Annotated in this window: 21 protein-coding genes and 1 tRNA gene; 14 read left to right on the forward strand and 8 right to left on the reverse strand. The window is 74.7% G+C overall.

Translation table 11 applies throughout. The annotated features are described in order from the left end of the window. Positions 1-45: 45 nt before the first annotated feature. A tRNA-Gly gene (locus ACRYR7_RS13970) sits at positions 46-118 on the reverse strand. 210 nt (positions 119-328) lie between these two features. On the opposite strand from ACRYR7_RS13970, the gene dnaK reads away from it, so the two are divergent. The 4 genes from dnaK (at position 329) to ACRYR7_RS13990 (ending at position 4,345) form a co-directional block, all read left to right on the forward strand. After that, positions 329-2,197, forward strand: a complete 1,869-nt coding sequence (gene dnaK, locus ACRYR7_RS13975; RefSeq protein ID WP_432572715.1) for a molecular chaperone DnaK — start codon at positions 329-331, stop codon at positions 2,195-2,197. After that, the gene (gene grpE / locus ACRYR7_RS13980; protein WP_432572716.1) at positions 2,197-2,799 is read left to right on the forward strand and encodes a nucleotide exchange factor GrpE; all 603 of its coding nucleotides are present in this window, start codon (positions 2,197-2,199) and stop codon (positions 2,797-2,799) included. Before dnaK ends, grpE begins: the two co-directional genes overlap by 1 nt. 49 nt (positions 2,800-2,848) lie before the next feature. Continuing rightward, entirely contained in the window at positions 2,849-3,817 is a 969-nt protein-coding gene (locus ACRYR7_RS13985; RefSeq protein ID WP_432572717.1) for a DnaJ C-terminal domain-containing protein, read from the forward strand. A 156-nt stretch (positions 3,818-3,973) separates the two neighbouring features. After that, positions 3,974-4,345, forward strand: a complete 372-nt coding sequence (locus ACRYR7_RS13990) for a heat shock protein transcriptional repressor HspR (protein WP_432572734.1) — start codon at positions 3,974-3,976, stop codon at positions 4,343-4,345. A 10-nt stretch (positions 4,346-4,355) separates the two neighbouring features. Here the strand turns inward: ACRYR7_RS13990 and ACRYR7_RS13995 are convergent, their stop codons facing one another. The 4 genes from ACRYR7_RS13995 to ACRYR7_RS14010 form a co-directional block, all read right to left on the reverse strand. After that, the gene (locus ACRYR7_RS13995; RefSeq protein WP_432572718.1) at positions 4,356-5,975 is read right to left on the reverse strand and encodes a histidine kinase N-terminal 7TM domain-containing diguanylate cyclase; all 1,620 of its coding nucleotides are present in this window, start codon (positions 5,973-5,975) and stop codon (positions 4,356-4,358) included. 130 nt (positions 5,976-6,105) lie between these two features. Further along, a complete protein-coding gene (locus tag ACRYR7_RS14000) occupies positions 6,106-6,405 on the reverse strand; it encodes a hypothetical protein (protein WP_432572719.1) in 300 nt (99 codons plus the stop codon). Between the two features lie 64 nt (positions 6,406-6,469). Further along, positions 6,470-8,101, reverse strand: coding sequence for a sodium:solute symporter family protein (locus ACRYR7_RS14005; protein ID WP_432572735.1), 1,632 nt, complete (start codon positions 8,099-8,101; stop codon positions 6,470-6,472). A 164-nt stretch (positions 8,102-8,265) separates the two neighbouring features. After that, positions 8,266-9,306, reverse strand: a complete 1,041-nt coding sequence (locus tag ACRYR7_RS14010; protein ID WP_432572720.1) for a LacI family DNA-binding transcriptional regulator — start codon at positions 9,304-9,306, stop codon at positions 8,266-8,268. A gap of 196 nt (positions 9,307-9,502) precedes the next feature. Here ACRYR7_RS14010 and ACRYR7_RS14015 point away from each other — a divergent pair, with 196 nt between their 5' ends. The 5 genes from ACRYR7_RS14015 (at position 9,503) to ACRYR7_RS14035 (ending at position 16,427) form a co-directional block, all read left to right on the forward strand. Further along, complete coding sequence (locus ACRYR7_RS14015) at positions 9,503-10,804, forward strand: extracellular solute-binding protein (protein ID WP_432572721.1); 1,302 nt, start codon at positions 9,503-9,505, stop codon at positions 10,802-10,804. After that, positions 10,804-11,766 (forward strand): carbohydrate ABC transporter permease, encoded by a 963-nt coding sequence (locus ACRYR7_RS14020; RefSeq protein WP_432572722.1) that lies wholly within the window; start codon positions 10,804-10,806, stop codon positions 11,764-11,766. The genes ACRYR7_RS14015 and ACRYR7_RS14020 overlap by 1 nt, the downstream gene beginning before the upstream one ends. Beyond that, positions 11,763-12,659 carry a carbohydrate ABC transporter permease gene (locus tag ACRYR7_RS14025; RefSeq protein ID WP_432572723.1) on the forward strand — a complete coding sequence of 299 codons (897 nt, stop codon included), beginning with the start codon at positions 11,763-11,765 and terminating at the stop codon, positions 12,657-12,659. Before ACRYR7_RS14020 ends, ACRYR7_RS14025 begins: the two co-directional genes overlap by 4 nt. Next, positions 12,656-14,800, forward strand: coding sequence for a beta-galactosidase (locus ACRYR7_RS14030; RefSeq protein WP_432572724.1), 2,145 nt, complete (start codon positions 12,656-12,658; stop codon positions 14,798-14,800). The genes ACRYR7_RS14025 and ACRYR7_RS14030 overlap by 4 nt, the downstream gene beginning before the upstream one ends. Before the next feature lie 106 nt (positions 14,801-14,906). Next, the gene (locus ACRYR7_RS14035) at positions 14,907-16,427 is read left to right on the forward strand and encodes an FGGY-family carbohydrate kinase (protein ID WP_432572725.1); all 1,521 of its coding nucleotides are present in this window, start codon (positions 14,907-14,909) and stop codon (positions 16,425-16,427) included. Between the two features lie 65 nt (positions 16,428-16,492). Here the strand turns inward: ACRYR7_RS14035 and ACRYR7_RS14040 are convergent, their stop codons facing one another. Further along, a complete protein-coding gene (locus ACRYR7_RS14040; RefSeq protein ID WP_432572726.1) occupies positions 16,493-17,578 on the reverse strand; it encodes a magnesium and cobalt transport protein CorA in 1,086 nt (361 codons plus the stop codon). Positions 17,579-17,745: 167 nt separating this feature from the next. Here ACRYR7_RS14040 and ACRYR7_RS14045 point away from each other — a divergent pair, with 167 nt between their 5' ends. Further along, positions 17,746-19,338, forward strand: a complete 1,593-nt coding sequence (locus ACRYR7_RS14045) for a methyl-accepting chemotaxis protein (RefSeq protein WP_432572727.1) — start codon at positions 17,746-17,748, stop codon at positions 19,336-19,338. 82 nt (positions 19,339-19,420) lie between these two features. On the opposite strand, the gene ACRYR7_RS14050 is transcribed toward ACRYR7_RS14045, so the two are convergent. Next, the gene (locus ACRYR7_RS14050; protein ID WP_432572728.1) at positions 19,421-20,191 is read right to left on the reverse strand and encodes an SDR family NAD(P)-dependent oxidoreductase; all 771 of its coding nucleotides are present in this window, start codon (positions 20,189-20,191) and stop codon (positions 19,421-19,423) included. Further along, entirely contained in the window at positions 20,188-21,174 is a 987-nt protein-coding gene (locus ACRYR7_RS14055) for a sugar-binding transcriptional regulator (protein ID WP_432572729.1), read from the reverse strand. Before ACRYR7_RS14055 ends, ACRYR7_RS14050 begins: the two co-directional genes overlap by 4 nt. A 215-nt stretch (positions 21,175-21,389) precedes the next feature. Here ACRYR7_RS14055 and ACRYR7_RS14060 point away from each other — a divergent pair, with 215 nt between their 5' ends. The 4 genes from ACRYR7_RS14060 (at position 21,390) to ACRYR7_RS14075 (ending at position 24,988) form a co-directional block, all read left to right on the forward strand. Then, the gene (locus ACRYR7_RS14060; protein ID WP_432572730.1) at positions 21,390-22,463 is read left to right on the forward strand and encodes a zinc-binding dehydrogenase; all 1,074 of its coding nucleotides are present in this window, start codon (positions 21,390-21,392) and stop codon (positions 22,461-22,463) included. 122 nt (positions 22,464-22,585) lie between these two features. After that, positions 22,586-23,089, forward strand: a complete 504-nt coding sequence (locus ACRYR7_RS14065) for a ribose-5-phosphate isomerase (protein WP_432572731.1) — start codon at positions 22,586-22,588, stop codon at positions 23,087-23,089. 62 nt (positions 23,090-23,151) lie between these two features. After that, positions 23,152-23,946, forward strand: a complete 795-nt coding sequence (locus tag ACRYR7_RS14070; protein WP_432572732.1) for a triose-phosphate isomerase family protein — start codon at positions 23,152-23,154, stop codon at positions 23,944-23,946. Positions 23,947-24,010: 64 nt separating this feature from the next. Further along, positions 24,011-24,988 (forward strand): 3-hydroxyacyl-CoA dehydrogenase family protein, encoded by a 978-nt coding sequence (locus ACRYR7_RS14075; protein WP_432572733.1) that lies wholly within the window; start codon positions 24,011-24,013, stop codon positions 24,986-24,988. Positions 24,989-25,033 lie beyond the last annotated feature (45 nt).

Raw genomic sequence — 25,033 nt, forward strand, 5'->3', positions numbered from 1 at the left:
GAAGGCCCCGGGTCGGTGGACCCGGGGCCTTCGCGCTGACCGCTGAGCGGACGACGGGACTCGAACCCGCGACCCTCACCTTGGCAAGGTGATGCGCTACCAACTGCGCTACGTCCGCACGCCCACCGGTGCCGGCCCTGGGCCGGTCCTGCTGGCGTCGTAGACCTTAGCCCACTCCCGGGGCGGTCGCGGACACGGGGAACACCGCCGGCCCCCACGTCGTTGAGCCGGGTGGGCTCAAGTCGAGCACTCCCCGGGTTGACAGATCCGCGGCGGTGCGCAGACTTGAGCGAGGAAGGCTCAATCGTTCACAAGGGGGACCCTCACCATGGCACGTGCGGTCGGCATCGACCTCGGTACCACCAACTCCGTCGTCTCCGTCCTGGAGGGCGGCGAGCCGACGGTCATCGCCAACGCCGAGGGCGGACGCACGACCCCGTCCGTCGTGGCGTTCGCCAAGAACGGCGAGGTGCTCGTCGGCGAGATCGCCAAGCGCCAGGCCGTCACCAACGTCGACCGGACGATCCGCTCCGTCAAGCGGCACGTCGGCACCGACTGGAACGTCGCCATCGACGACAAGAAGTACACCCCGCAGGAGATCAGCGCGCGCGTGCTGCAGAAGCTCAAGCGCGACGCCGAGTCCTACCTCGGCGAGGCCGTCACCGACGCCGTCATCACCGTGCCGGCGTACTTCTCCGACGCCCAGCGCCAGGCGACCAAGGAGGCCGGCGAGATCGCGGGCCTGAACGTCCTGCGCATCATCAACGAGCCCACCGCGGCCGCGCTCGCCTACGGCCTGGACAAGGGCAAGGAGGACGAGCTCATCCTCGTCTTCGACCTCGGCGGCGGCACGTTCGACGTGTCCCTCCTGGAGGTCGGCAAGGACGAGGACGGCTTCTCCACCATCCAGGTGCGCGCCACCTCCGGCGACAACCACCTCGGCGGCGACGACTGGGACCAGCGCATCGTCGACCACCTGCTCAAGAAGGTGCAGGGCAGCTACGGCATCGACCTGTCCAAGGACAAGATCGCGATGCAGCGCCTGCGCGAGTCCGCCGAGCAGGCCAAGAAGGAGCTGTCGACCGCGACCAGCACCGGCATCTCCCTGCAGTACCTGTCGATGACGGAGAACGGCCCCGTCCACCTGGACGAGCAGCTCACCCGCGCGCAGTTCGAGCAGATGACGCAGGACCTGCTGGACCGCACCAAGGCCCCGTTCCACGCCGTCATCCGCGACGCCGACGTCAAGCTCGCCGACATCGACCACGTCGTGCTCGTGGGCGGTTCCACCCGCATGCCCGCCGTGACGAACGTCGTCAAGGAGCTGACCGGCGGCCGCGAGCCCAACAAGGGCGTGAACCCCGACGAGGTCGTCGCCATCGGCGCGGCCCTGCAGGCCGGCGTCCTCAAGGGCGAGCGCAAGGACGTCCTGCTCATCGACGTCACCCCGCTGTCCCTGGGCATCGAGACCAAGGGCGGAATCATGACCAAGCTCATCGAGCGCAACACGGCGATCCCGACCAAGCGCTCGGAGGTGTTCACCACCGCCGACGACAACCAGCCCTCCGTGCTCATCCAGGTGTTCCAGGGCGAGCGCGAGCTGGCCCGCGACAACAAGCCGCTGGGCACCTTCGAGCTCACCGGCATCGCGCCCGCCCCGCGCGGCGTGCCGCAGGTCGAGGTCACCTTCGACATCGACGCCAACGGCATCGTCCACGTCTCGGCCAAGGACCGCGGCACCGGCAAGGAGCAGTCGATGACCATCTCCGGCGGCAGCGCGCTGTCGAAGGAGGACATCGAGCGGATGGTCAAGGACGCCGAGGCGCACGCCAACGAGGACAAGCAGCGCCGCGAGGAGGCCGAGGCCCGCAACCAGGCCGAGAGCCTCGTCTACCAGACGGAGAAGTTCCTCGCCGACAACGCGGACAAGCTGCCCGCCGAGGGCCGCGAGGAGACCGAGAAGGCCGTCGCGGAGCTGAAGACCGCCCTCAACGGCACGGACGCGGCCGAGATCAAGGCCAAGACCGACGCCGTCGCGCAGGCCAGCCAGAAGCTGGGCTCGGCGATGTACGCGCAGTCCCAGGGCGACGCCTCCGCCGCCGGCGACGCCGGCGCCTCCGCCGGCCCGGACTTCACCAAGCCCGCCGACGACGACGTCGTGGACGCCGAGGTCGTCGACGACGAGAAGGACAAGTGATGTCGGAGGAGACCGAGACCCCGCAGGAGCCGGTCGTCCGCGACCGGCGCCGCATCGACCCGGAGACGGGTCAGCCCCGCGGCGCGGCGCCGGAGCAGCCGGCGCCCGCCGCGGGCGGCGCCCCGGCCGCCCCGACCGTCGGCGGCCCGGACGACGGCGCCGCCGACGCGGCCCTGGAGGCCGCGCAGGCGCTGGCCGCCGAGCGGCTCGAGGAGCTGCAGCGGCTGAACGCCGAGTACGTGAACTACCGCAAGCGGGTCGACCGCGACCGGGACGTGGCGAGGAACGCGGCGCTGGGCAGCGTCGCCGAGGCGCTGCTGCCGGTGCTGGACGACGTGCACCTGGCCCGCCAGCACGGCGACCTGACCGGCCCGTTCGCGGCCATCGCCGAGAAGCTGGAGGCCACGCTGGGCCGCTTCGGCCTGGAGCGCTACGGCGAGAACGGCGAGCCGTTCGACCCCGCGGTGCACGAGGCGCTCATGCACAGCCACTCGGACGAGTACGAGGTGGCCACGTGCGTGCAGGTGCTGCAGCCGGGCTACCGCTTCGGCGAGCGGGTGCTGCGGCCGGCGCGCGTCGCGGTGGCCGACCCGCAGGGATGACCCCGGCGGGAGTGACCACGATCGAGGACACGGAGAGGGGGGGACGCCGGTGAGCATGCAGGACTGGGCGGAGAAGGACTTCTACGCCGTGCTCGGCGTCCCCCACGACGCCGACGCCGCGGAGGTCAAGAAGGCCTACCGCAAGAAGGCCCGCACCCTGCACCCGGACGCCAACCCGGACGACCCGGCCGCCGAGCAGCGGTTCAAGGAGGTCGGCGAGGCGTACGCGGTGCTGTCCGACCCCGAGCAGCGCCGCCAGTACGACGGCGTGCGCGCCATGGTCGGCGGCGGCGCCCGGTTCTCCGCCGGCGGTGCCGGCGGCGCCGGCGGCGGGGCCGGGTTCGAGGACCTGCTCGGCGGCCTGTTCGGCCAGGGCGGTGCCGGCGCCCCCGGCGGGGCGGGCGGCAACCCGTTCGGCGGGCCGTTCGGCGGCCCGCCGCCGCCGGCGCGCGGGCAGGACCTCGAGGCGTCGGCGCGCGTGGGGTTCCGCGCCGCGCTGGAGGGCGCCACGGTGTCGCTGCGGGTCCCCGACCCGCGCGGCGGCCCGGTGCGCACCGTCAACGCCCGCCTGCCCCAGGGCGTGCGCGACGGCCAGAAGGTGCGGCTGCGCGGCAAGGGCATGCCCGGTCCCGGCGGCACCGCCGGGGACCTGCTCGTCACCGTGCACGTCGAGCCGCACCCGGTGTTCAAGCGCGAGGGCGACGACCTGCGCATGACGCTGCCGGTCTCGTTCGACGAGGCGGTGCTCGGCGCGACGGTGGAGGTGCCGACCCTGGACGGCTCCTCCGTGCGCGTGAAGGTGGCCCCTGGCACGCCCTCGGGCCGCACGCTGCGGCTGAAGGGCCGCGGCGTGAAGCGCTCGCGCGCCGGCGACGAGGCCGGTGACCTGCTGGTCGCCGTCGAGGTCGTGGTGCCGCAGCGCGTGGACGGCGCGGTGCGCGAGGCCGTGGAGGCCTTCGCGCGGGCGACCGCCGGGGAGGACCCGCGCGCGGGCCTGGCCGAGCGGGCGCGCGGCTAGCGGCGGCGCTCCCGCGGGGGCCGTCCCGGGCGACCGGGGCGGCCCCCGCGAGCACCACCACCACGACGACCGGACGACGGGAGGGGGCAGGGCGTGTACGACTACGACGACGACGCGGCGGTGTTCGTCATCTCCGTCGCCGCGGAGCTGGCGGGGATGCACCCGCAGACGCTGCGGCAGTACGACCGGCTCGGCCTCGTCTCGCCGAGCCGGGCGCGCGGGCGCGGTCGGCGCTACTCCGCCCGCGACATCGCGCAGCTGCGCGAGGTGCAGCGCCTCTCGCAGGAGGACGGCGTGAACCTCGCCGGCATCAAGCGGATCCTGGAGCTGGAGAACCAGGTGACCGCCATGGGCCGGCGCATCGAGGAGCTGCAGGCCGAGGTGGACCTGGTCCGCCAGCAGGCCCGGCGCATCTTCGCCGCCGGCGTGGCCGGCGACATCGTGGCCACCCCGGTGGGCAAGCGCCCGCCCTCGCCGGCGCGCTCCACCGCGCTGGTGGTGTGGCGGCCCGAGCGCGCCGCGCGCTGAGGCGCCCCGCTCAGCGGGCGGGCGCGCCCTGCGCGGGCACGCCCCGCGCGGGCAGGCCGCCGGCCGCGACCACCCGGTCGCGGCCGGCGGCCTTCGCCGCGTAGAGGGCCCGGTCGGCGGCGGCCAGCAGGCCGGCGGCGTCCTCGCCGTCGGCGCGGTGCACGGCGGTGCCGATCGAGACGGTGGGGCGCACGCGCGCGCCGTCGCCCACGGCGACGTCCAGGCGGGCGCAGGCCGCGCGCAGCGCCTCGGCGCGCTCGCGCGTGGCGGCGGCGTCCGCGCCGGGCAGCACGAGGACGAACTCCTCGCCGCCGGAGCGGGCGACGACGTCGTGCGCGCGCGCCCCGGCGGCCAGCGCGTGCGCGACCTCGACGAGCACCTCGTCGCCGGCGGCGTGCCCGTGCGTGTCGTTGACGGCCTTGAACCGGTCGACGTCCACGACCAGCACCCCCACGGCGTCCCCGCCGGCGCGCGCCGCGGCCAGCGCGGCCGGCAGCGCCTCGTCGAGCAGGCGGCGGTTGTGCAGGCCGGTGAGCGGGTCGCGCACGGACTGCTCCTGGAGCTGGGCGCGCAGCCGCTCCACGAGGGCGAGCTGGTCCTCCAGGTGGCGGCGGGTCTCGACGACCTCGGTGATGTCGCGGGCGACGACGACGCGGCCCAGGCAGCGCCCCCGGCCGTCGGCGATGGCGGTGACGGTGACGTCCAGGTGCAGGCCGGGCACGTACTCCAGCGCGTAGCGGGTGTGCTGGCCGGGCAGCTCGCCCAGCGCCCGCTCGCTGAGGAAGGTGCTGCCGGGCAGGCCGACGGGCTCGGGCACGTCCGGGCGCGCCGCGCGCAGCATCCGCAGGCCGGCGGGGTTGACGTCGACGACGGTGCCGCCGGCGTCCACGACGACCACGGCGTCGGTGACGGTGTCCAGCACCGCCTCGCGCGCGACGGGCACCACGCGCAGCAGCCCGCGGCGCAGCACCGCGTGGGCGGCCACCAGCGCGGTGACGGTGAAGCACAGCGGGGTGATGTCCTGCCCGGCGGCGAGCTGCGGGTTGCTGATGTTGACGACGTTGCCGACCACGGGCACCGCGGCGGCCACGAGGACGCTGGTGATCTGGTCGCGCACCACGGCGCTGGCGCGCCACCAGGCGCGCGCGAGGTGGCCGCCGGCGGTGGCCAGCAGCCCGTAGCACCAGGCGGTGTGGACCCAGAACAGCGGCCCGTAGACCACCGAGAAGTGCGGCGGGTCCCCGACGTAGCCGCTGCTGGTGAAGAACAGGTGGTGCCAGGGGTCGGTGGCCACGGCGGTGAGCACGAGCACCGGCGGCACGACCAGGCCCAGGACCCGGCGGCGGCCGGGCCGGTGGTGCGGGTCGACGATCGTGCGCGCCAGCAGGTGCATGCTCACCACGCACCCCAGGACGCCGACGAAGGTGACGTAGGTGGCGGTGCGGGCCATGCCCGCCGGCAGCCCCAGGTGCACCGGGGCGTTGCCGGCGGACCACAGGGCCAGGGCCCCGCAGACGCCGGCGAGCGCGGTGGCGGCCGGGGTGCTGCGCCGGCGCCGCCAGGCGATGCGGGCGGTGAGGGCGTTGAGGAGGGCGGAGACGCAGAACGCCACCGCCATCAGGTGCTCCACCGCCGTCCCCCCGCTGCCGCGCGGGGTGCCCGTCGCCCCCGTCGTGCACGGCATCGGCGCCGCGGGGGGCGCGCTGGAGCCGGACTGGGCCGTCCGGGTGACCCCGGCGGCCCGGTCCGGCTCCGCCGGCTCAGCGCGGGCCGGCGCCCTCCTCGCGCTCGGGCACCAGCTCGGCCACGGGGCGCGGGGAGCGCCGCGCCCACAGGAAGAACAGCGCGCCCACGAGGAGCATGGGCGCCCCGGTCCACAGGTTGATGCTGATGCCGGCGGCCTGCGCGCGGTCCTGCTCGCCGTTGAGGGCGCCCAGGACGAGCAGGACGGCGCCGTAGACGACGAACACCGTCCCGATGATGTTGCGCAGGTCGAAGCGGCGCGCGAAGCGCACCGCGCGGCGGTCGGCCTCGCTCAGGCTCGACAGGTCCTCGCTCACGACGCCTCCTCGGCGGGGGTCCAGGGGCTGCGGGTCGCAGCGGTGCGGGTCACGGCGGTGCGGGTCACAGGAACGGCAGGTACAGCACGACGCACAGCACGAGCGCGACCGCGCCGAGCAGGGCGGGGGAGCGGTACCAGGCGGTGTCGCCGACGACGTGGTCGCCGCTGAGGTCGATGGTGCCCACGCCCTGCACGAGGCCGCTCAGCTCGCGCTCCGGCTTGGGGCGGGTGAACGTCGAGACGAGCACGGCGACCACCACCACGGACACGAAGCTCCAGATCGAGCCCCACATGGTCTCGGCCAGGTCGGAGTTGAAGCTCAGGACGTCCGCGGTGTAGAGCACGTAGATCGTGACCGGGACGGCGAGCCCGACGAGGTAGGACCACAGCCCCGCCGCGGGGGTGATGCGCTTGAAGAGCAGGCCGAGCAGGAAGACCGCGAAGACGGGCGCGTTGAAGAACGAGAACAGCGCCTGCATGTAGTTCATGATGTTGCTGAACCCGGCGGCGATGAACGCGGTGGCGACGCCGACGAGGACGCCCACGACGGTGACGGCCCGGCCGACCTTGAGGTAGTAGGTGTCGGGCATGCCCGGCTTCACGTAGTCCTGCCACAGGTCGTAGGTGAAGACCGTGTTGAAGCTGGAGACGTTGGCGGCCATGCCGGCCATGAACGCGGCGAGCAGGCCGGTGACGGCGACGCCGAGGACGCCGGAGGGCAGGTACTCGTTGATCAGGGCGGGGATCGCGTCGTTGTAGGTGGGCCCGCCGGCGGAGCCCAGGCCCTGCACGGTGACGACGGCGATCATGCCCGGGACGATGATGATGAACGGGATGAACAGCTTGGGGAAGGCCGCGATCAGCGGGGTGCGCCGGGCGGCGGACATGTTGCGCGCGGACAGGGCGCGCTGCACCTCGGCGAAGTTGGTCGTCCAGTAGCCGAAGCTGACGACGAAGCCCAGGCCCAGGACCAGGCCCAGCCAGTCGGCGCCGATGGGGTTGGTGACCTGCCCGATGCCGGTGCCGGCCCAGGTGTGCAGGTGGCCCTCGCCGACGCCGGCGCTGACCCTCTCCTTCAGCCCGTCCCAGCCGCCGACGGCCTTCAGGCCCACGACGGTCAGCGGCACCAGGCCGGCGACGATGACGAAGAACTGCAGGACCTCGGTGTAGATGGCGCTGGAGAGGCCGCCGAGGGTGATGTAGGCCAGGACGAACACGGCCGAGACCAGCACGGCGAACCAGGACGGCCAGCCGAGCAGCGCCTCGATGACCAGCGACATCGCGTACAGGTTGATGCCGGCGATGAGCAGGCTGGAGACGGAGAAGGCGATCGCGTTGGCGACGTGGGCGCCGGGGCCGAAGCGGCGGCGCATGTACTCCGGCACGCTGCGGACCTTGGCGCCGTAGTAGAACGGCATCATCACCAGGCCCAGGAACACCATGGCCGGCACGGCGCCGATCCAGTAGTAGTGCATGGTCGCGATGCCGTACTGGGCGCCGTTGGCGGCCATGCCGAGGATCTCGGTGGCGCCGAGGTTGGCGGAGACGAACGCCAGGCCGGTCATCCAGGCGGGCATGGAGCGCCCGGAGAGCAGGAAGTCCAGGCTGGTGCGGACCTGGCGGCGGGCGATGAGCCCGATGCCCAGGACGACGGCGAAGTAGAACAGGAGCAGGCCGTAGTCGACGGCCCCCATGTCGAGCCGGAGATCGGCAGCGGTGCGCACAGCGACGTCCTCGTGGTGGTTCGGGAGCGGCCCACGGCTGCGCAGGCCGCCGGTTACCTCACCACACTTCCTTCACCGGTGGTGAACCGGGGTCACCCGGGTGGACGGCGCCCTCACCCGGGCGGGCCCGGCCCTCACCGCGCGTGCCGGTCCCCCGACGGCGGGTGCTGACCGGCCCGGGGCGGCGGGGCGGTGGTGCCGCGCTCGACGAGCGGGGCCGAGAGCAGCCGCACCTCCGAGGTGGTGCTGCCGGCGGTGCGCTCGGCGAGCATCTCGACGGCCACGCGGCCCACCTCGGCCACGGGCACCTCGATCGCGTCGACGGGGCGCAGCGCCCGCCCGCCCGGGTCGGCGGCGCCCACCGCGACCAGCGAGAGGTCCTCGGGCAGGCGCGTGCCCTCGGCGGCCAGGGCGTCCAGCAGGTGCGGCAGGGCGGCCTCGTGGTGCACGACCAGCGCGGTCAGCCCCGGCAGCGCGGCGCGCAGGGCGGCCAGGCAGGCGCGCGCGGAGGCCGGGGCCGGGTCGCACGGCTCGGTGGCGACCTCGACGCCCGCGGCGCCGGCGGCCTCGAGGAAGCCGGAGCGCAGCCGGTCCACGTACCCGGCGCGGTGCACGGAGGAGGCGCTGGCGCTGACCAGGCCGACGCGGCGGTGGCCCAGCCGGGCCAGGTGGTGCACGGCGCTGCGCGCGGCGCGGGCGAAGTCGAAGTCCACGCAGGACAGCCCGCGGGCGTCGCGGGGCAGGCCGATGAGCACCGAGGGCCGCCCCAGCCGGGCCAGCAGCGCGGTGCGGGGGTCCTCGACCTCGATGTCCATGACGACGAGGCCGTCCACGAGGGAGGCGGCGGTGACCCGCTCCAGGGCGCCGGGGTCCTCGGAGGTCAGCAGCAGCACGTCGTCGTCGTGGCGGCGGGCCGTGGTGGTGACCGAGCGCACGAACTCCATGACGATGCCCACGTCGGCGTCCTCGTGCAGCGGGGCGACCAGGCCGATGACGTGCGCGCGGCTGGAGGCCAGGGCGCGGGCTCCGGCGTGCGGGCGGTAGCCGAGCCGGTCCACCGCGTCCAGCACGCGCGCCCGCGTGGCGGGGGAGATCGCCCGCTTGCCGCTGAGCACGTAGGACACCGTGCTCGCCGAGACCCCGGCCGCCCGTGCGACGTCCGTGATGGTCGCCATCCCCGCTCCTCCCGCGGCCGCGCGCGCGGCGCCGTCGACGGCATCATCGCGGACCCCGCGCCCGGTCCTCGACGGCGGACCCCGCGCCCGGTCCTTGACAGCGGACCCGGCGTGAGTCGAAGCTTTCGACACATCGCGTCGAAGCGCTTCACCACCGCGCACCGACCGCCCGGACACCCACGTCGAAGGAGACGAGATGCACGTCAGGACCCTCGCGGGCGCCGCGGCCGCGGCGCTGGCGCTGTCGCTGGGCGCCTGCTCCTCGGACGCCGCGGACGACGGCGCGGCCGCCGCCGACGGCCCGATCACCCTGGAGTACTGGGCCTGGGGCACCGCCCAGGACGGCATGGTCGAGGCCTGGAACGCCGCCCACCCCGACGTGCAGGTGCGCAAGACCGACGCCGGCGGGTCCACCGACTCCAGCGCCAAGCTGCTCACCGCCACCCGCGCCGAGAACGCCCCCGACGTGGCCGTCGTCCAGTACGACACCCTGCCCGCGATGATCGTCGGCGGGGTCGCCGCCGACATCAGCGAGCACACCGCCGACGCGGAGGAGCTGTTCAACCCCGGCGTGTGGAGCCAGGTCGAGTTCGACGGCGCCGTCTACGGCGTGCCGCAGGACGTGGGCCCGCAGGCGCTGGTCTACAACCAGGCCCGGTTCGCCGAGCTGGGCGTCCCGGTGCCCACCACCTGGGCCGAGTTCGCCGCCGTCGCCGAGCAGGTCAAGCAGGAGGACCCCGCCGCCACGCTGACGACGTTCGCGCCGGCGGAGTTCGGCGGGTTCGCCGCCATGGCGCAGCAGAACGGCGCGCAGTGGTGGACCGTCGACGGCGACGCCTGGACCGTCAGCATCGACGACGAGCCCTCCCGCCGGGTCGCGCAGTACTGGGAGGACCTCGTCGACCGCGGCGTGGTCGACGCCCAGCCGCTGCTGACCCCGGAGTGGAACGCCCGCCTGGCCGCCGGGGAGGTCCTGTCCTGGCCGGCGGCGCTGTGGGCCAACGGCGTGGTCAACGGCGTGGTGCCGGAGCAGGCCGGGCAGTGGGCCCTGGCCCCGATCCCGCAGTGGGAGGCCGGCAGCACCGCGGTGTCCTTCCAGGGCGGTTCCGCCGTCGTCGTCACCACCTCCTCCGAGCACCCCGAGGAGGCCGCGGAGTTCGCCGAGTGGATCAACACCTCGCAGGAGGGCTCCGCCGCGCAGATCGAGGCGGGGCAGTACCCGGCCTCCCTCGTCGGCCAGGAGCTCACCCTCTCCAGCGCCCCGCCGGTGCAGTCCCCGCAGCAGGCGGACTACTGGCAGGTCGCCCAGCGCATCGCCTCGGACACCGTGCCCGAGGTGAGCTGGGGCCCCAACGTCAACGTCGCCAGCAGCGCCTTCCAGGACGCCTTCAACGCCGCCGTGACGGACGGGACCTCCTTCACCGACGCCCTGGCCACCGTCCAGGAGGCGGTCGTGGCGGACATGGAGAAGTCCGGCTTCACGGTCAGCGCCGGCTGATGAGCGCCACCGGCACCGTCCGCCCCGCCCGCCCGGCGCCCGGCGCGCCCGGGCGGGCGCGGCGCCGCGGGCGCGTCCCGATCGCCCCCTACCTGTTCCTGGCACCGGGCGTGGTGCTGTTCGCGGTGTTCCTGCTCGTGCCCATCGGCTACGCCGTGCACCTGAGCCTGCGCGGCCTGCGCGTCAGCGGCGGGGGCCCCTTCGGCCGGCGCGAGGAGGTCTTCGTCGGCCTGGAGAACTACGCCGCCGCGCTCACCAGCGCGGACTTCCTCGGCGGTTTCGCCCGCCTGGCCGTCTACGGCCTCATCGCCGTTCCGCTCACGCTGGGCCTGGCGCTGCTGTTCGCGCTGCTGCTGGACGCCACGACCACGACGGCCAAGCGGTTCTCCCGCACGGCCATCTTCATCCCGTACGCGGTGCCCGGCGTCATCGCCTCGCTGCTGTGGGGGTTCCTGTACCTGCCCACGACCAGCCCGGTCAGCCACGTCACCGAGGCGCTGGGCCTGGGGGCGGTGCCGTTCCTGTCGGGGACCGCGCTGTTCGGGTCCGTGGCCAACATCGCGGTCTGGGGCGGCGTCGGCTTCAACATGATCATCATCTACACGTCGCTGCGCTCGATCCCCGCGGAGGTGCAGGAGGCCGCGCGCCTGGACGGCGCCTCCGAGCTGCAGATCGCCCTGCGCGTGAAGGTCCCCCTCGTCGCACCCGCGCTGGTGCTCACCGGCCTGTTCGCTCTCGTCGGCACCCTGCAGGTCTACGGCGAGCCGACGACCCTGGCGCCCATGACCACCTCCATCACGCAGACCTGGGTGCCGCTGATGACCATCTACCGCGACGCGTTCACCCGCGACGACCTGCCGCTGGCCTCGGCCGCCTCCGTGCTGCTCGCCGTCGGCACCCTGGTGGTCTCCGTCGTCCTGCTGCGCGTGGCGCAGCGCCGCGCGTTCGGGAACGAGTCGTGAGCGCCGCCACCGCCGCGGCGGCCACCCGCGCCGCCGGCACCGGCGCCGCCGCGCCCCGGCCGGCGCGCCGGGCGAAGGTCCTGCCCACCGCGGTGCTCCTGCTGGGCGCGCTGTACTGCCTGGTGCCGGTGGCGTGGGTGCTCGTGGCCTCCACGAAGTCGCGCGGCGAGCTGTTCTCCACCTTCACGTTCGCCCCCGGCACCGGGCTGCTGGAGAACCTCTCCGACCTCTTCGCCTACGGCGACGGGCAGTTCCTGAGCTGGTGCGCCAACAGCCTGCTCTACGCCGGCGTCGGCGCGGTGCTGTCCACGCTGGTCTCGACGATGTCCGGCTACGCGCTGGCGAAGTTCCGCTTCCCCGGCCGCGACGCGATCTTCTACGCGGTGCTCGGCGGGGTGCTGCTGCCCGGCATCACCCTGGCGATCCCGCAGTACCTCATCATGTCCGAGCTCGGCCTGGTCGGCAGCCGCTGGTCGGTGCTGCTGCCCTCGATCATCTCCCCGTTCGGCATCTACCTCTCGCGCGTGTACGCCGCGGGCGCGGTGCCCGAGGAGGTCGTGGAGGCGGCCCGCATCGACGGGGCCGGGGAGTGGCGCACGTTCACCTCGGTCGCCGTGCCGATGCTCGTGCCCGGCATGGTCACCGTCTTCATGCTGCAGTTCGTGGGCATCTGGAACAACTTCCTGCTGCCCTTCGTCATGCTGTCCGACGAGCACCGGTACCCCCTGACCGTGGGGCTGTACAGCCTGCTGTCCAAGGGTTCCGGCGAGCCCGCGCTGTACTCGCTGGCCATCGTCGGCGCCGCCGTGTCCATCGTGCCGCTCATCGCGCTGGTGCTCTTCCTGCAGCGGTTCTGGCGGCTGGACCTCATCAGTGGAGGGTTGAAGGGATGACGCACGCACCCGGTCGCGGGCTGCCCGCCGGACGGCTGCTCTTCGGGGGCGACTACAACCCCGAGCAGTGGGGCGAGGACGTGTGGAAGGAGGACGTCGTCCTCATGCGCCAGGCCGGGGTGAACGCCGCCACGGTCGGCGTCTTCTCCTGGGCGCTGCTGGAGCCCGAGGAGGGCGTGTACGACTTCGGCTGGCTGGACCGCGTCGTGCAGACACTGCACGACGGCGGCGTGGGCGTGGTGCTGGCCACCCCCACCGCCTCCCCGCCGCCGTGGTTCACCCGCCGCCACCCCGACGCGATGCCGGTCGGCCCGGACGGGGTCCGCCTGGTCCACGGCAGCCGCGACACCTACGCCGTCAGCGCCCCGGCGTACCGCTCCGCCAGCCGCGCGATCGCGCAGCGCCTGGCCGAGCGCTACGGCGACCACCCCGCCCTGCTGGCCTGGCACGTGCACAACGAGTACGGCTCGCTGGACTTCGGCGAGCACGCCGCGGCGGCGTTCCGGCGGTGGCTGCAGCGCCGCTACTCCACGCTGGAGGAGCTCAACCGCGCCTGGTACACCGCGTTCTGGTCCCAGCACTACACCTCCTGGGAGGACGTGCTGCCCCCGCGCCGCACGCAGTACCTGGCCAACCCCGCGCACGCGCTGGACTTCCGCCGGTTCAGCTCCGACGAGATGCTCGACGCCTACCGCGAGCAGCGGGACGCGATCCGCGCGACGGGCTCGAGCGCGCCGGTGACGACGAACTTCATGCTGCCGAGCTGGAACCACCTGGAGCAGTGGAGCTGGGCGCCGGAGCTGGACGTGCTCTCCCTGGACCACTACCTCGACACCGTCGGCCCCGACGGCGAGGCGCACGCCGCCTACGGCGCGGACCTGGTGCGCTCCTGGTCCGGCGGCGGCCCCTGGCTGCTCATGGAGCAGAGCACGATCAGCTCCACGGTCGCCGGCCGGCGCGCGCACAAGGAACCGGACCGGGTGCTGCGCAACTCGCTGTCCTACGTCGCGCGCGGCTCGCAGGGCTCGCTGTTCTTCCAGTGGCGCGCCCCCGCCGCCGGCTCGGAGGCCTGGCACGGCGGGATCGTCCCGCACGCCGGGGCCGGCTCGCGCTCCTTCCGCGGCTTCGAGCGGCTGGGCCGGGTGCTGGAGTCGCTCGCCGAGGTCGCCGCCGCGCCGCAGGACGGCCCGCTCGTCGAGGCGGACGTGGCGATCGTCTGGCACGCGGAGGGCTGGTGGGCCACCGAGACCCCCCAGCTGCCCAGCGACGACCTGGACTACTCCGCCGCCGTGCGCGGTGCGCACCGGGTGCTGTGGCAGGAGGGCTTCGCCGTCGACTTCGTCGCGCCCGAGGCGGACCTGTCGCGCTACCGGCTGGTGCTGGTGCCCAGCCTGTTCCCGGTGACGGACGCGGCCGTGGCCGGGATGCGCCGGTTCGTCGAGGGCGGCGGGCACCTGGCCGTGTGGCCGTTCACCGGCTACGCCGACGAGCACCTGCACGTGGTGCCCGGCGGGTACCCCGGCCGGCTGCGCGACCTGCTGGGCGTGCGGGTGGAGGAGCTGCACCCGCTGGACCCCGCCGAGCGCGTGGAGCTGACCGGGCCGGGTGAGCCGGACGGCTCGACCGGGCCGGAGCGGCCGCTGACCGGCCTCACCTGGAGCGAGCACCTGTCCAGCGAGGGCGCCGAGGTCCTGGCCCGCTACGCCGGGCTCGACGAGGGCGTCGACGAGGGCGCCGGGGAGGGCGCCGGGGAGGGCGTCGCCGGCGGGCCGGCGATCACCCGCCACGCGGTGGGGCGCGGGGCGGCGCACTACGTCTCCACCTTCCTGGACGGGCCCTCGCTGCGGACGTGGGTGGCCGGGCTGTGCGAGCAGGCCGGTGCCCGCCGGGTCGTGGAGGGCTGCCCGCCGCTGGTGGAGGCGGTGCGCCGGCGCGGCGCCGGCGTCGACCACCTGTTCGTGCTGAACCACTCGCGCGCGGCGGTGCGGGTGCAGGGCCCGGGCGTGGACCTGCTCACCGGCGCCGCGGCGGCGGACGGGCTGGTGGTGCCCGCGCGCGGCTGCGCGGTCCTGCGCACCACCGAGCGCGACGGCTTCACCGTCACCGCCGACCCGGCGGGCGGGGAGGCCACCCCGGGCTGAGACCTGCCGGAACCGGAACCGGCCCCGGCACCGGGACCGGGGCCGGGGCGGTGCGCGGCGGCGGGTGCGAGGATGCCGCCCCGGACGCGCGCGAGGAGGCCCGAGGGTGCAGGGGACGACGGAGCTGCTGCTGGGCGTGGACGTCGGCACGGGCAGCAGCAAGGGGGTGCTCGTCACCCTCGACGGGCGGGTCGTGGCCCGCGCCGCGCGCCCGCACCGCACCGACCAGCCGCGCCCGGGGTGGGTCGAGCACGACGCCGAGGCGGTGTGGTGGGGCGACTTCACCGCGATCGCCCGCGAGCTGACCGCCCGCGCCGCCGACCGCGACGACCCGGCGGCCGGGCGGGTCGTGGCGGTGTGCGCCAGCGGCATCGGCCCCACCGCCCTGCTCGCCGACGCCGCCGGGACCCCGCTGCACCCCGCGGTCCTCTACGGCGTCGACACCCGCGCGCTGCCCGAGGCCGCCGAGCTGGAGGAGCGCTACGGCACCGAGGACCTGCTGCGCCGCTGCGGCTCGCGCATGTCCTCCCAGGCGGCCGGGGCCAAGCTGCTGTGGCTGCGCCGGCACCGCCCCGAGGTGTTCGCCCGGGCCCGGCGCTTCTTCATGGCGAACTCCTACCTGGTGTTCCGCCTGACCGGCGAGCACGTCCTGGACCACCACTCCGCCAGCCAGACCACCCCGCTGTACGACCGGCACGCCGCCGCCTGGATCGAGGAGCGCTGGGAGGAGGTCGCGCCCGGCCTGCCGGCGCCGCGGCTGGTGTGGCCCTCCGAGCGGGTGGGCGCCGTCACCGCGCGGGCCGCCGAGCTCACCGGCATCCCGGCCGGCACGCCGGTGGCCGCCGGGACGATCGACGCGTGGGCCGAGGCCGAGAGCGTCGACGTCGGCGAGCCCGGCGACGTGATGGTCATGTACGGCACGACGACGTTCTTCGTCGCCGTCACCGACGGCCCGCGCTCGCACCCGGCGCTGTGGGGCACCGCCGGCGTGCGGCCGGGCCAGTCCACCCTGGCGGCCGGCACCGCCGCCACCGGCGCCGCCGCGGAGTGGTGGCGCGAGGCGAGCGGCCGGCCCGACGTCGACGACCTCGTCGCCGAGGCCGCCGCCGCGCCGCCGGGGGCCAACGGCCTGCTGGCCCTGCCGTACTTCGCGGGCGAGCGCACCCCCTTCGCCGACGCCGACGCCCGCGGCGCCCTGCTCGGGCTGACGCTGCGCACCACCCGCGGCGAGGTGCACCGCGCGCTGCTGGAGGCCACCGCCTTCAGCGTCCGGCACAACCTCGAGGCCATCGAGTCCGCCGGCGCGCGGGTGCGCCGCCTGGTCGCCGTCGGCGGCGGCACCGCCTCGCGGCTGTGGCCGCAGATCGTCAGCGACGTCACCGGCCGCGCCCAGGAGCTGCCCGCCGAGCGCATCGGCGCCTCCTACGGCGACGCCAAGCTCGCCGCCGTCGCGCTCGGCGCGCTGGGGGCCGGCGCCACCTGGAACTCCGTGGGCACGCGCACCGAGCCCGACGGGCGCGCCGGCGGGGTGTACGCCGAGCTGTACCCCGCCTACCGGCGCCTGCACGCGGCGACCGCGGACCTGCAGCACCTGCTCTCCGCGGTGGAGCGGCGCAGCCGCGGCTGAGGAGCGCCCGCCCCGCCCGGCCCACCTGCCCGCCCGGCCCGTCCGCGCGGTTCAGGGCCGGGCGCTCACAGCCACTTCTTGGCCCGCAGCGTCAGGTACAGCGTCGTGCACGCGCCGAGGATCACGGCGAGCACCGCGAAGTAGCCGTACCGGGTGTGCAGCTCGGGCATGTTGTCGAAGTTCATGCCGTAGATCCCGGCGATCGCCGTGGGCACCAGCGCGATCGCCGCCCACGCCGAGATCCGGCGCATGTCCTCGTTCTGCTGGGCGGTGACCCGGCTCTGGCGCACCCCGACCTGGGTCAGGTGCGCCTGCAGGATGTCGGTGAGCAGGCGGTCGTAGCCGTCGATGGCGTCGGCGGCGCGCAGCAGGTGGTCCAGCACGTCGCGGTAGCGGTGGCGGTCGTCCTCCCCGCCGGGACCGCCCTCGGCGAGCCGCTGCACCGGCGCGATGAGGGGGGAGACGGCCCGCCGGAACTCCAGCACCTCCCGCTTGAGCTTGTAGATGCGCTCGGCGTGGTCCTCCTCGGTGCTGCTGAAGACCTTCTCCTCGATCTCCTCCACGTCCACGGCGATGGCCTGCACCACCTCGGTGTAGCCGTCCACGACGCTGTCGAGGAGGCGGTACAGCACGTGGCCGGGTCGCACCGGGCGCTCCGCACCTGCGGCGTCCACCTCGGCGCGCACGTCCGCGACCACGCGCGACTCCCCGTGGCGCACCGTGATGACGAAGTGCTCCCCGAGGAAGACCGCGACCTCGCTGACGTCGACGACCTCCTCGTGGTCGACGTAGCGCACCGGCTTGAGCACGGCGAACGTCATCCCCGGGTACCGCTCGAACTTCGGGCGCTGGTGGGCGTTGACGGCGTCCTCGACGGCCAGCGCGGGCAGGTCGAAGATCCGCTGCAGCCGCGCCACGTGGTCCGCGTCCGTGCCGTGCAGGCCGATCCACAGGAAGCCGCCGGCGGCGCGGGCCGCCTCCAGGGCCGCCGCCGGGTCCTGCACGTGCCGGGGCGGGGACTGCGGCTCGTACAGCTCGCAGCGCACCACCGGCAGCCCCGACAGCAGCCCCGGGGAGGCGTGCCCCGCCCCCTGCGGCACCTCCTGCGGCGCCCCCGGCGGCGGGAGCTGGACGCGCTGGTCGGACGACACCTGGACCTCCTGCGACGGCGACGGCCCGGGCGGCGCCCGGGGGCTTCGGGACCAGTGGACCACCTCGCGCGCGCAGCGGGCGACGCCGCGGCGCCGGCACCCCTTCAGGTGCGCCGCGGGCTGCCGATGAGAGGAACGTCACGTCCCGCCCCCCCGGAGGAGTCCCCGTGCCTCGCGTCACCATCGGGCGCCGCATCGGCGCCGGCTTCACGCTCATCGTCCTGCTCATGGTCGGCCTCACCGCGTTCGGCGTCTCGCGCGTGCAGCAGATCGACCAGCGCCTGACGACCATCAACGACCTCAACAGCGTCAAGCAGCGCTACGCGATCAACTTCCGGGGCAGCGTGCACGACCGCGCCATCGCCGTGCGCGACGTCGTGCTGGCCACCGACGCGGCCGGGGTGGACGAGCAGGTCGCCACCATCGAGGAGCTGACGGCCGCGTACGACGAGTCCGCGGTGAAGATGGCGCAGATCTTCGACGACCCCGCCTCGGTCGACGACGCCGAGCGCGCCGCGCTGGCCGACGTCGAGGCCGTCCAGCAGCGCACCCTGCCGCTCATCGAGCAGGTCGTGCAGCTGCAGCGCTCCGGCGACGGCGACGCCGCCCGCCGGCTGGTGGCCGAGCAGGCCGCCCCCGCGTTCGTGGACTGGCTGGCCGCGATCAACGTCCTCATCGACATGGAGGAGGCGAAGAACGGCGTCGAGAGCACCGAGGCGCGCGCCGTCAGCGCCGGGTTCCTGCGCACCATGCTCGTCGTGTGCGCGCTGGCCGCCGTCCTGGCCCTCGTCGTCGCCTGGCGCACCACCCGCAACCTCACCACCCGCATCGACCGGGCCGCCGAGGTGCTCGCCGCCGCCGAGCGCGGCGACCTGACGGGCCGGCTGGACCCCACCACCGACGACGAGCTGTGCCGCATGAGCCGCTCGCTGAACGCCGCGCTGTCCTCCGTCGGCGAGGTCATGGGCGCCTTCGAGCGCAGCGCCACCGGCCTGACCGGCACCAGCCGCCGCATCGGCGAGCTGTCCCGGCGCATCTCCGCCGGCGCGGTGGAGTCCGCCGCCCAGGCCGACGTCGTCTCCGGCGCGGCGGGCGAGGTCTCGCGCAACGTGCAGGGCGTGGCCGACGGCTCCGCGGAGATGGGCTCGGCCATCCAGGAGATCGCCCGCAACACCAGCGAGGCCGCCGCCGTGGCCGGTCAGGCCGTGCAGGCCATGAGCGCCACCACCGGCACCGTGCAGCGCCTGGGCGAGTCCAGCCGCGAGATCGGCGAGGTCGTCAAGGTCATCACCTCCATCGCGGAGCAGACGAACCTGCTGGCGCTGAACGCCACCATCGAGGCCGCCCGCGCCGGCGAGGCGGGCAAGGGCTTCGCGGTCGTCGCCTCCGAGGTCAAGGACCTCGCCCAGGAGACCGCCCGCGCCACGGAGAGCATCTCCGCGCGGGTGCAGGCCATCCAGGCCGACACCCGCGGCGCGGCCGACGCCATCAGCGCCGTCACCGAGGTCATCGGGCAGATCGACCAGTACCAGACGACGATCGCGGCGGCGGTGGAGGAGCAGACGGCCACCACGGTGGAGATGAGCCGCGGCATCGCCGACGCCGCCGGCGGTTCGGAGCAGATCGCCGCCAACATCGGCGCGGTGGCCACCGTGGCCCGCGCCACCCAGGAGTCGGTGGCCGAGTCCGAGCGCGCCGCCGGCGAGCTGGACGCCGTCGCCGCGGAGCTGAGCACCCTGGTGGGCCGCTTCCGGTACTGACGGGTGGCGGCCGGGGGGCGGACGGGGGAGCGGCCGGTGCGGGGGACCGCGCCGGCCGCCCGCCCGGTCCGGGCCGCCCGGTTCAGGCCACGGAGAAGCCGCCGTCGACCTTCAGGTCCACGCCGTTGACCATCGCGGCGGCGTCGGAGGCGAGGAAGACCACGGCGGCGCCGACCTCGGCGGGTTCCACGAAGCGGCCCGCCGGGATGCGCGCCAGCATCGGCTCGCCCTTGTGCCCGCCCCACACCCGCCGGCCCATGTCGGTCATGACGACGGTGGGGCTGACGCAGTTCGCGCGCACCCCCGCCGGGCCCAGCTCCAGGGCCAGCACCTTGGTGGCCATGACGAGCGCGGCCTTGCTGGAGGAGTACGCGTAGTGCTCGGCCAGCGCCAGGGAACCGGCCAGCGAGGAGACGTTGACGACGCTGCCGCGCCCGGCGGCGGCCATCGCCCGGCCCACCCGCGCACCCAGCAGGGCGGGGGCGCGCAGGTTCACCGCCATCGTCAGGTCCCACGTCGCGGCGTCCACGTCGACGGCGGCCTGCGGGTGGGAGACGCCCGCGTTGCTCACCAGCACGTCCAGGCCCGCGAACGGCACCAGCGCCCGCTCGGCCAGCCGCTCGGTCTCCTCGGCGCTGGCCAGGTCGGCCGGGACCACCGCGGTGCGCACCCCGTGCCGGCGCTGCACCTCCTGGGCGAGCTCCTCCAGCGGGGCGGGCCGCCGGCCGCTGAGGACCACGTCGGCGCCCGCCGCGGCGAGCGCGTGCACCAGGTCGGTGCCGATGCCCTGCGACGCGCCGGTCACCAGGGCGCGCCGCCCGGCGAGCGCGAAGGGGTCGGGGGTGCTGCTCACGGTTCCTCCTCCAGGGCGGCGAGCACCTGCGTCGCCGTCGTCGTGTCGATCACCAGCTGGTTGAAGCAGCCGCCGCGGGCGCCGGCCACGATGCTCGGCACCTTGACCGCGCCGTGGGCGACCGCGATGCGCGCGGGCACGGCGCGCAGCACGTCCAGCGGCACCGCGACGAGGCGGTCCGCGCCCTCGTAGGCGACCTCGCGGCCGGAGGCGTCGTAGAAGCGGCTGACCACGTCGCCCACCGCCCCGCGCAGCGGCGCCTCGCCGGTGGGCACGAACCCGGGGAGGGAGTCGCGCTGCAGCGGCGGGGCGCCGACGCCCATGACGGCGCAGCGCGCGCCCTCCCACAGCCGCGCGAAGCGCCGGAACGACGGGTCGGCGACCAGGCTGTCGCGCAGCCCGCGCTCGGGGAAGGCGGGGGCGTGCAGGAAGCGGGGCGTGCCGCCGATGCCGGCGGCGACCCGGCGCGTGATCTCGTTCGTCTGGTACCACGGCTCCGGCTCGTCCTGGCCGCCGACCATGGGCGCGACCACCACGCCCGGCAGGTGCGGCAGCTCCCGCCGGGAGACCTCGTACACGGTGCGCCCGGAGGAGACCAGCAGCACGTCGCCGCTGTGCAGCCCCACGTCGCGCAGGGCGCCGGCCAGGACCGGCGAGACCGCCTCCGCGACGTGCGCCGGGGCGCTCGCCGCGGCGAGCAGGACGCGCTCAAGCCCCAGCGCCGCGGCCAGGCGGCCGGCGAGGTCGCCGGGGTCCCCGGCGGGCAGCGGCAGCACCTCGATGCGCACCAGGCCCCGCTCGCGCGCCTCGCGCAGCAGCCGGCTCACCGTGGCGCGGGAGGTGCCCAGGCGTTCGGCGACCTGCGCCTGGGTGGCGTCCTGCAGGTAGTACAGGGTCGCGGCGGTGTGCACGAGGGGCAGCGGGAAGCGCCCGGCGCCGCCGGGGGCGGGCGCGCCCGACCCGCCCGGTGCGTCCTGGACCACGGTGACCGCCCCCTCGCTCCTGCCCGGAACCCGTCCCGGACGTGGTGAACACCTGTGCTGGACAAGTGTGCAGCACCGCCGTACGGTTCCGCCAGGTGCCGGGCGCACGGGTCCCGCACCCGGTGGCCCCGGAGGAGCGCGGCCGCCCGGTCGGCCCGCGGCCGGCCCCACTCGACCAGCCCCCGCCCGGCGGGAGGCGCTGCGAAGGAGCAGGCATGACGAGCACGATGAGGGCCGTCGTGGTGCACGGGCCCGAGGACTACCGCCTGGAGGAGGTCCCGGTGCCCGTCCCCGGGCCCGGCGAGGCGCTGCTGAAGGTCGAGGCCGTGGGCATCTGCGCCTCGGACCTGAAGTGCTACCACGGCGCGGCGAAGTTCTGGGGCGACGAGAACCGCCCCGCGTGGACCGAGACCATGGTCATCCCCGGTCACGAGTTCACCGGCCGCATCGTCCAGGCCGACGCGGAGGCCGCGCAGCGCTGGGGCGTCGTCGAGGGCGACCGCGTGGTCGCCGAGCAGATCGTCCCGTGCTGGGAGTGCCGCTACTGCAACCGCGGCGACTACCACATGTGCCAGCCGCACGACATGTTCGGCTTCAAGCGCCGCACCCCCGGTGCGATGGCCGAGTACCTCGTGCTGCCCGTGCAGGCCCTGGTCCACAAGGCGCCCTCGGACCTGCCGCCCTGGCACGTCGCCTACGCCGAGCCGCTCTCGTGCGCCCTGCACGCGGTGGAGCGCGCCGGCATCCGCTTCGACGACACCGTCGTCGTGGCCGGGTGCGGCCCGATCGGCCTGGGGATGATCGCCGGTGCGGCCGCGAAGTCCCCCAAGCGCATCGTCGCGCTGGACGCGCTGCCGCAGAAGCTGGAGCTGGCGCGCAGGTGCGGCGCGGACGTGGCGCTGAACATCACCGAGGTGGACGTCGTGCAGGCCGTCAAGGACCTCACCGACGGCTACGGGGCCGACGTCTACCTCGAGGGCACCGGCCACCCCTCCGCCGTCCCGCAGGGCCTGAACCTGCTGCGCAAGCTCGGCACGTTCGTCGAGTACAGCGTGTTCAAGGACCCGGTGAGCGTGGACTGGTCGATCATCAGCGACGACAAGGAGCTCAACGTCCTGGGCGCCCACCTCGGCCAGAACACCTGGCCGGCGGCGCTGCGCCTGATCGGGTCCGGCCGCCTGCCGATGGACGAGATCTGCTCCCACCAGCTCCCCCTGGAGGAGTTCCAGGCGGGCCTGGACCTGGTCGCCGACTCGGTGAACTCCGTCAAGGTCTCCCTCGTGCCCTGAGCCGCGCCGGGCCCGCACCGGACCCGCGCCGCACCCGCACCGGGAGCGCCCGCGCGGAACACCACGGCGCCCGCGGTGTTGAACACCGTGGACGCCGAACCCGAAGAACCGAGGAGAGCACCGTGAGCGAGACCTCCCAGACCCCGCAGTGGCGCGTCGTCGTGGCCGCCGACGAGGCCGGCCTGTCCTACAAGGAGGCCATCAAGGCCGACCTGCTGAAGGACCCCCGCGTGAAGGAGGTCATCGACGTCGGCGTCAACGGCGACGAGGACACCGCCTACCCGCACGTGGCCGTGGCCGGCGCCCGCAAGATCGCCGCCGGGGAGGCCGACCGCGGCATCTTCGTGTGCGGCACCGGCATGGGCGTGGCCATCGCCGCGAACAAGGTCAAGGGCATCCGCGCCTCGGTGGCCCACGACTCCTTCTCCGTGGAGCGCCTGGTGCTCTCCAACGACGCGCAGGTCCTCACCCTGGGCGAGCGCGTGATCGGCAGGGAGCTGGCCCGGCGCCTGGCCAAGGAGTTCCTGGGCTACGTCTTCGACCCGGCCAGCGCCTCGGCCGCCAAGGTCGACGCGATCTGCGGCTACGAGAGCGACGCCGACGCGGACGCCAGCGCCCTGAGCTGACCCCCCGGCCGGTACGGTCGCCCCGACCGGACACCACCCAGACCACCGGAGACCACAGCACCATGACCAGCCGTCCACGCCCGCTCGTCGGCGTCAGCCTCAAGATGTACTTCTCGCTGGCCCGCACGCGCAGCTACCTCGCCGACGTCGCGGCCCTGGGCCCGGACGTCGCGGCGAGCGGGGTGGACGCGTTCGTCATCCCCGACTTCCTCAACATCACGACCGCTGCCGACCTGCTGCGCGGGACCCCCGTGGCCGTGGGCGCGCAGGACGCCTCGTGGGAGGACTTCGGGGCGCTGACGGGCGAGGTCTCCCCCGCGGCGCTGCGCGAGGCGGGCGTCCGCTTCGTGGAGATCGGCCACGCCGAGCGCCGGCGCATGTTCGCCGAGGACGACATCGTCACCGCGCGCAAGGCGGCCGCCGCGGCCCGCAACGGCCTCGTGCCGCTGGTCTGCATCGGCGAGAACGTGCGCATCGACGTCGAGGACGCCGCCCGCACCACGATCTCGCAGGTGCTGGCCGCCCTCGAGGACGTGCCCGCCGACGCCGAGGTCGCCATCGGCTACGAGCCCAACTGGGCCATCGGCCAGACCGAGCCGGCCCCGCCCGAGCACGTCGTCGGCGTCACCACCCGCCTGCGCGAGGCCCTGGCCCACCGCAGCGGGCTGACCCGCATCCTGTACGGCGGCAGCGCGGGCCCGGGCCTGTTCACGCAGGTCGCCGACGGCGTGGACGGGCTGTTCCTCGGCCGCTTCGCCCACGACGTCGCCAACTTCCGCGCGGTGATCGACGAGATCGCCGAGCTGCGCGGGACCGCCGACCACCTCCCCGGCCCGCGGGCCGACGACCGCCCCTGACCCCGCCCCGGGCGGGGGGCGGCCCGGCCCCGCGGCCACCCACCACCGACCACCGGAGAACCCCGTGCCCACCGCACCCCGCACCGACAAGATCACCCGCGTCGCCCAGATCGGCACCGGCTACATGGGCGGCGGCATCGCCCAGTCGCTGGCGCTGGCCGGCAACGACGTCTGGCTGGCCGACGCCGACAAGGAGTCCACGCAGCGCAACTACGAGCGCCTGCTGAAGGAGTCCGAGCTCTTCGAGGCGCAGGGCCTGTTCGCCCCGGGCAGCACCGAGGTGCTGAAGCAGCGCTTCCACCCGGCCGACTCCATCGAGGAGGCCGTCGCCGACGTCCACTTCGTCGAGGAGGCCGTCTTCGAGGACCCGGCCGTGAAGAAGGACGTGCTCTCGCGCGTCGAGAAGGCCGTCGCCCCGGGCACGATCATCGGCACCAACACCTCCACGATCCCGGTGAAGGTGCTCGCCGAGGCGTTCGAGGACGCCTCGCTGTTCCTGACGGTGCACTTCTCCAACCCGGCGCCGTTCATCCCGGGCGTGGAGCTCGTGGTGGGCGAGGCGACCGACCCGGCCGTGCTGCCGCTCATCGACGACCTGCTCACCCGCGCCGGCCGCAAGGGCGCCCAGGTCAAGGACGTGCCCGGCTTCGTCCTCAACCGCCTGCAGTACGTGCTGCTGAAGGAGGCCATGACGATCGTGGAGGAGGGCGTGGCCACCCCCGCCGACGTCGACACGATCGTCTCCACCACCTTCGGCTTCCGGCTGCCCTTCTTCGGGCCGTTCGCCATCGCCGACATGGCCGGCCTGGACGTGTACGCCAAGGGCTTCGCGGTCCTGGAGGGCCACTTCGGCGAGCGCATGTCCGCGCCGCAGAACCTGCTCGACCTGGTCGCGCAGGGCAAGTACGGCACCAAGACCGGCTCCGGGTTCCTGGAGCTGGAGCCGGAGAAGCTCGCCGCCCTCATCGACTACCGCAACAAGGCCTACCGCAAGATGGCCGAGCTGCTCGAGGACCTCGGTCCCTCCCCGCTAGCCGACTGACACCGGCCCGCTCACCCCTCCGCAGGCCCCGGGCGCACCGCGCCC

The organism is Kineococcus gurbantunggutensis, assembly GCF_050871925.1.
Taxonomy (GTDB): domain Bacteria; phylum Actinomycetota; class Actinomycetes; order Actinomycetales; family Kineococcaceae; genus Kineococcus.

Excerpts from the sequence above, each read along its gene's own strand:
- dnaK (WP_432572715.1), top strand. The coding sequence starts at position 329 with ATGGCACGTGCGGTCGGCATCGACCTCGGTACCACCAACTCCGTCGTC.
- grpE (WP_432572716.1), top strand. The coding sequence starts at position 2,197 with ATGTCGGAGGAGACCGAGACCCCGCAGGAGCCGGTCGTCCGCGACCGG.
- ACRYR7_RS13990 (WP_432572734.1), top strand. The coding sequence starts at position 3,974 with ATGCACCCGCAGACGCTGCGGCAGTACGACCGGCTCGGCCTCGTCTCG.
- ACRYR7_RS14005 (WP_432572735.1), bottom strand. The coding sequence starts at position 8,101 with ATGGGGGCCGTCGACTACGGCCTGCTCCTGTTCTACTTCGCCGTCGTC.
- ACRYR7_RS14010 (WP_432572720.1), bottom strand. The coding sequence starts at position 9,306 with ATGGCGACCATCACGGACGTCGCACGGGCGGCCGGGGTCTCGGCGAGC.
- ACRYR7_RS14015 (WP_432572721.1), top strand. The coding sequence starts at position 9,503 with ATGCACGTCAGGACCCTCGCGGGCGCCGCGGCCGCGGCGCTGGCGCTG.
- ACRYR7_RS14020 (WP_432572722.1), top strand. The coding sequence starts at position 10,804 with ATGAGCGCCACCGGCACCGTCCGCCCCGCCCGCCCGGCGCCCGGCGCG.
- ACRYR7_RS14030 (WP_432572724.1), top strand. The coding sequence starts at position 12,656 with ATGACGCACGCACCCGGTCGCGGGCTGCCCGCCGGACGGCTGCTCTTC.
- ACRYR7_RS14060 (WP_432572730.1), top strand. The coding sequence starts at position 21,390 with ATGACGAGCACGATGAGGGCCGTCGTGGTGCACGGGCCCGAGGACTAC.
- ACRYR7_RS14070 (WP_432572732.1), top strand. The coding sequence starts at position 23,152 with ATGACCAGCCGTCCACGCCCGCTCGTCGGCGTCAGCCTCAAGATGTAC.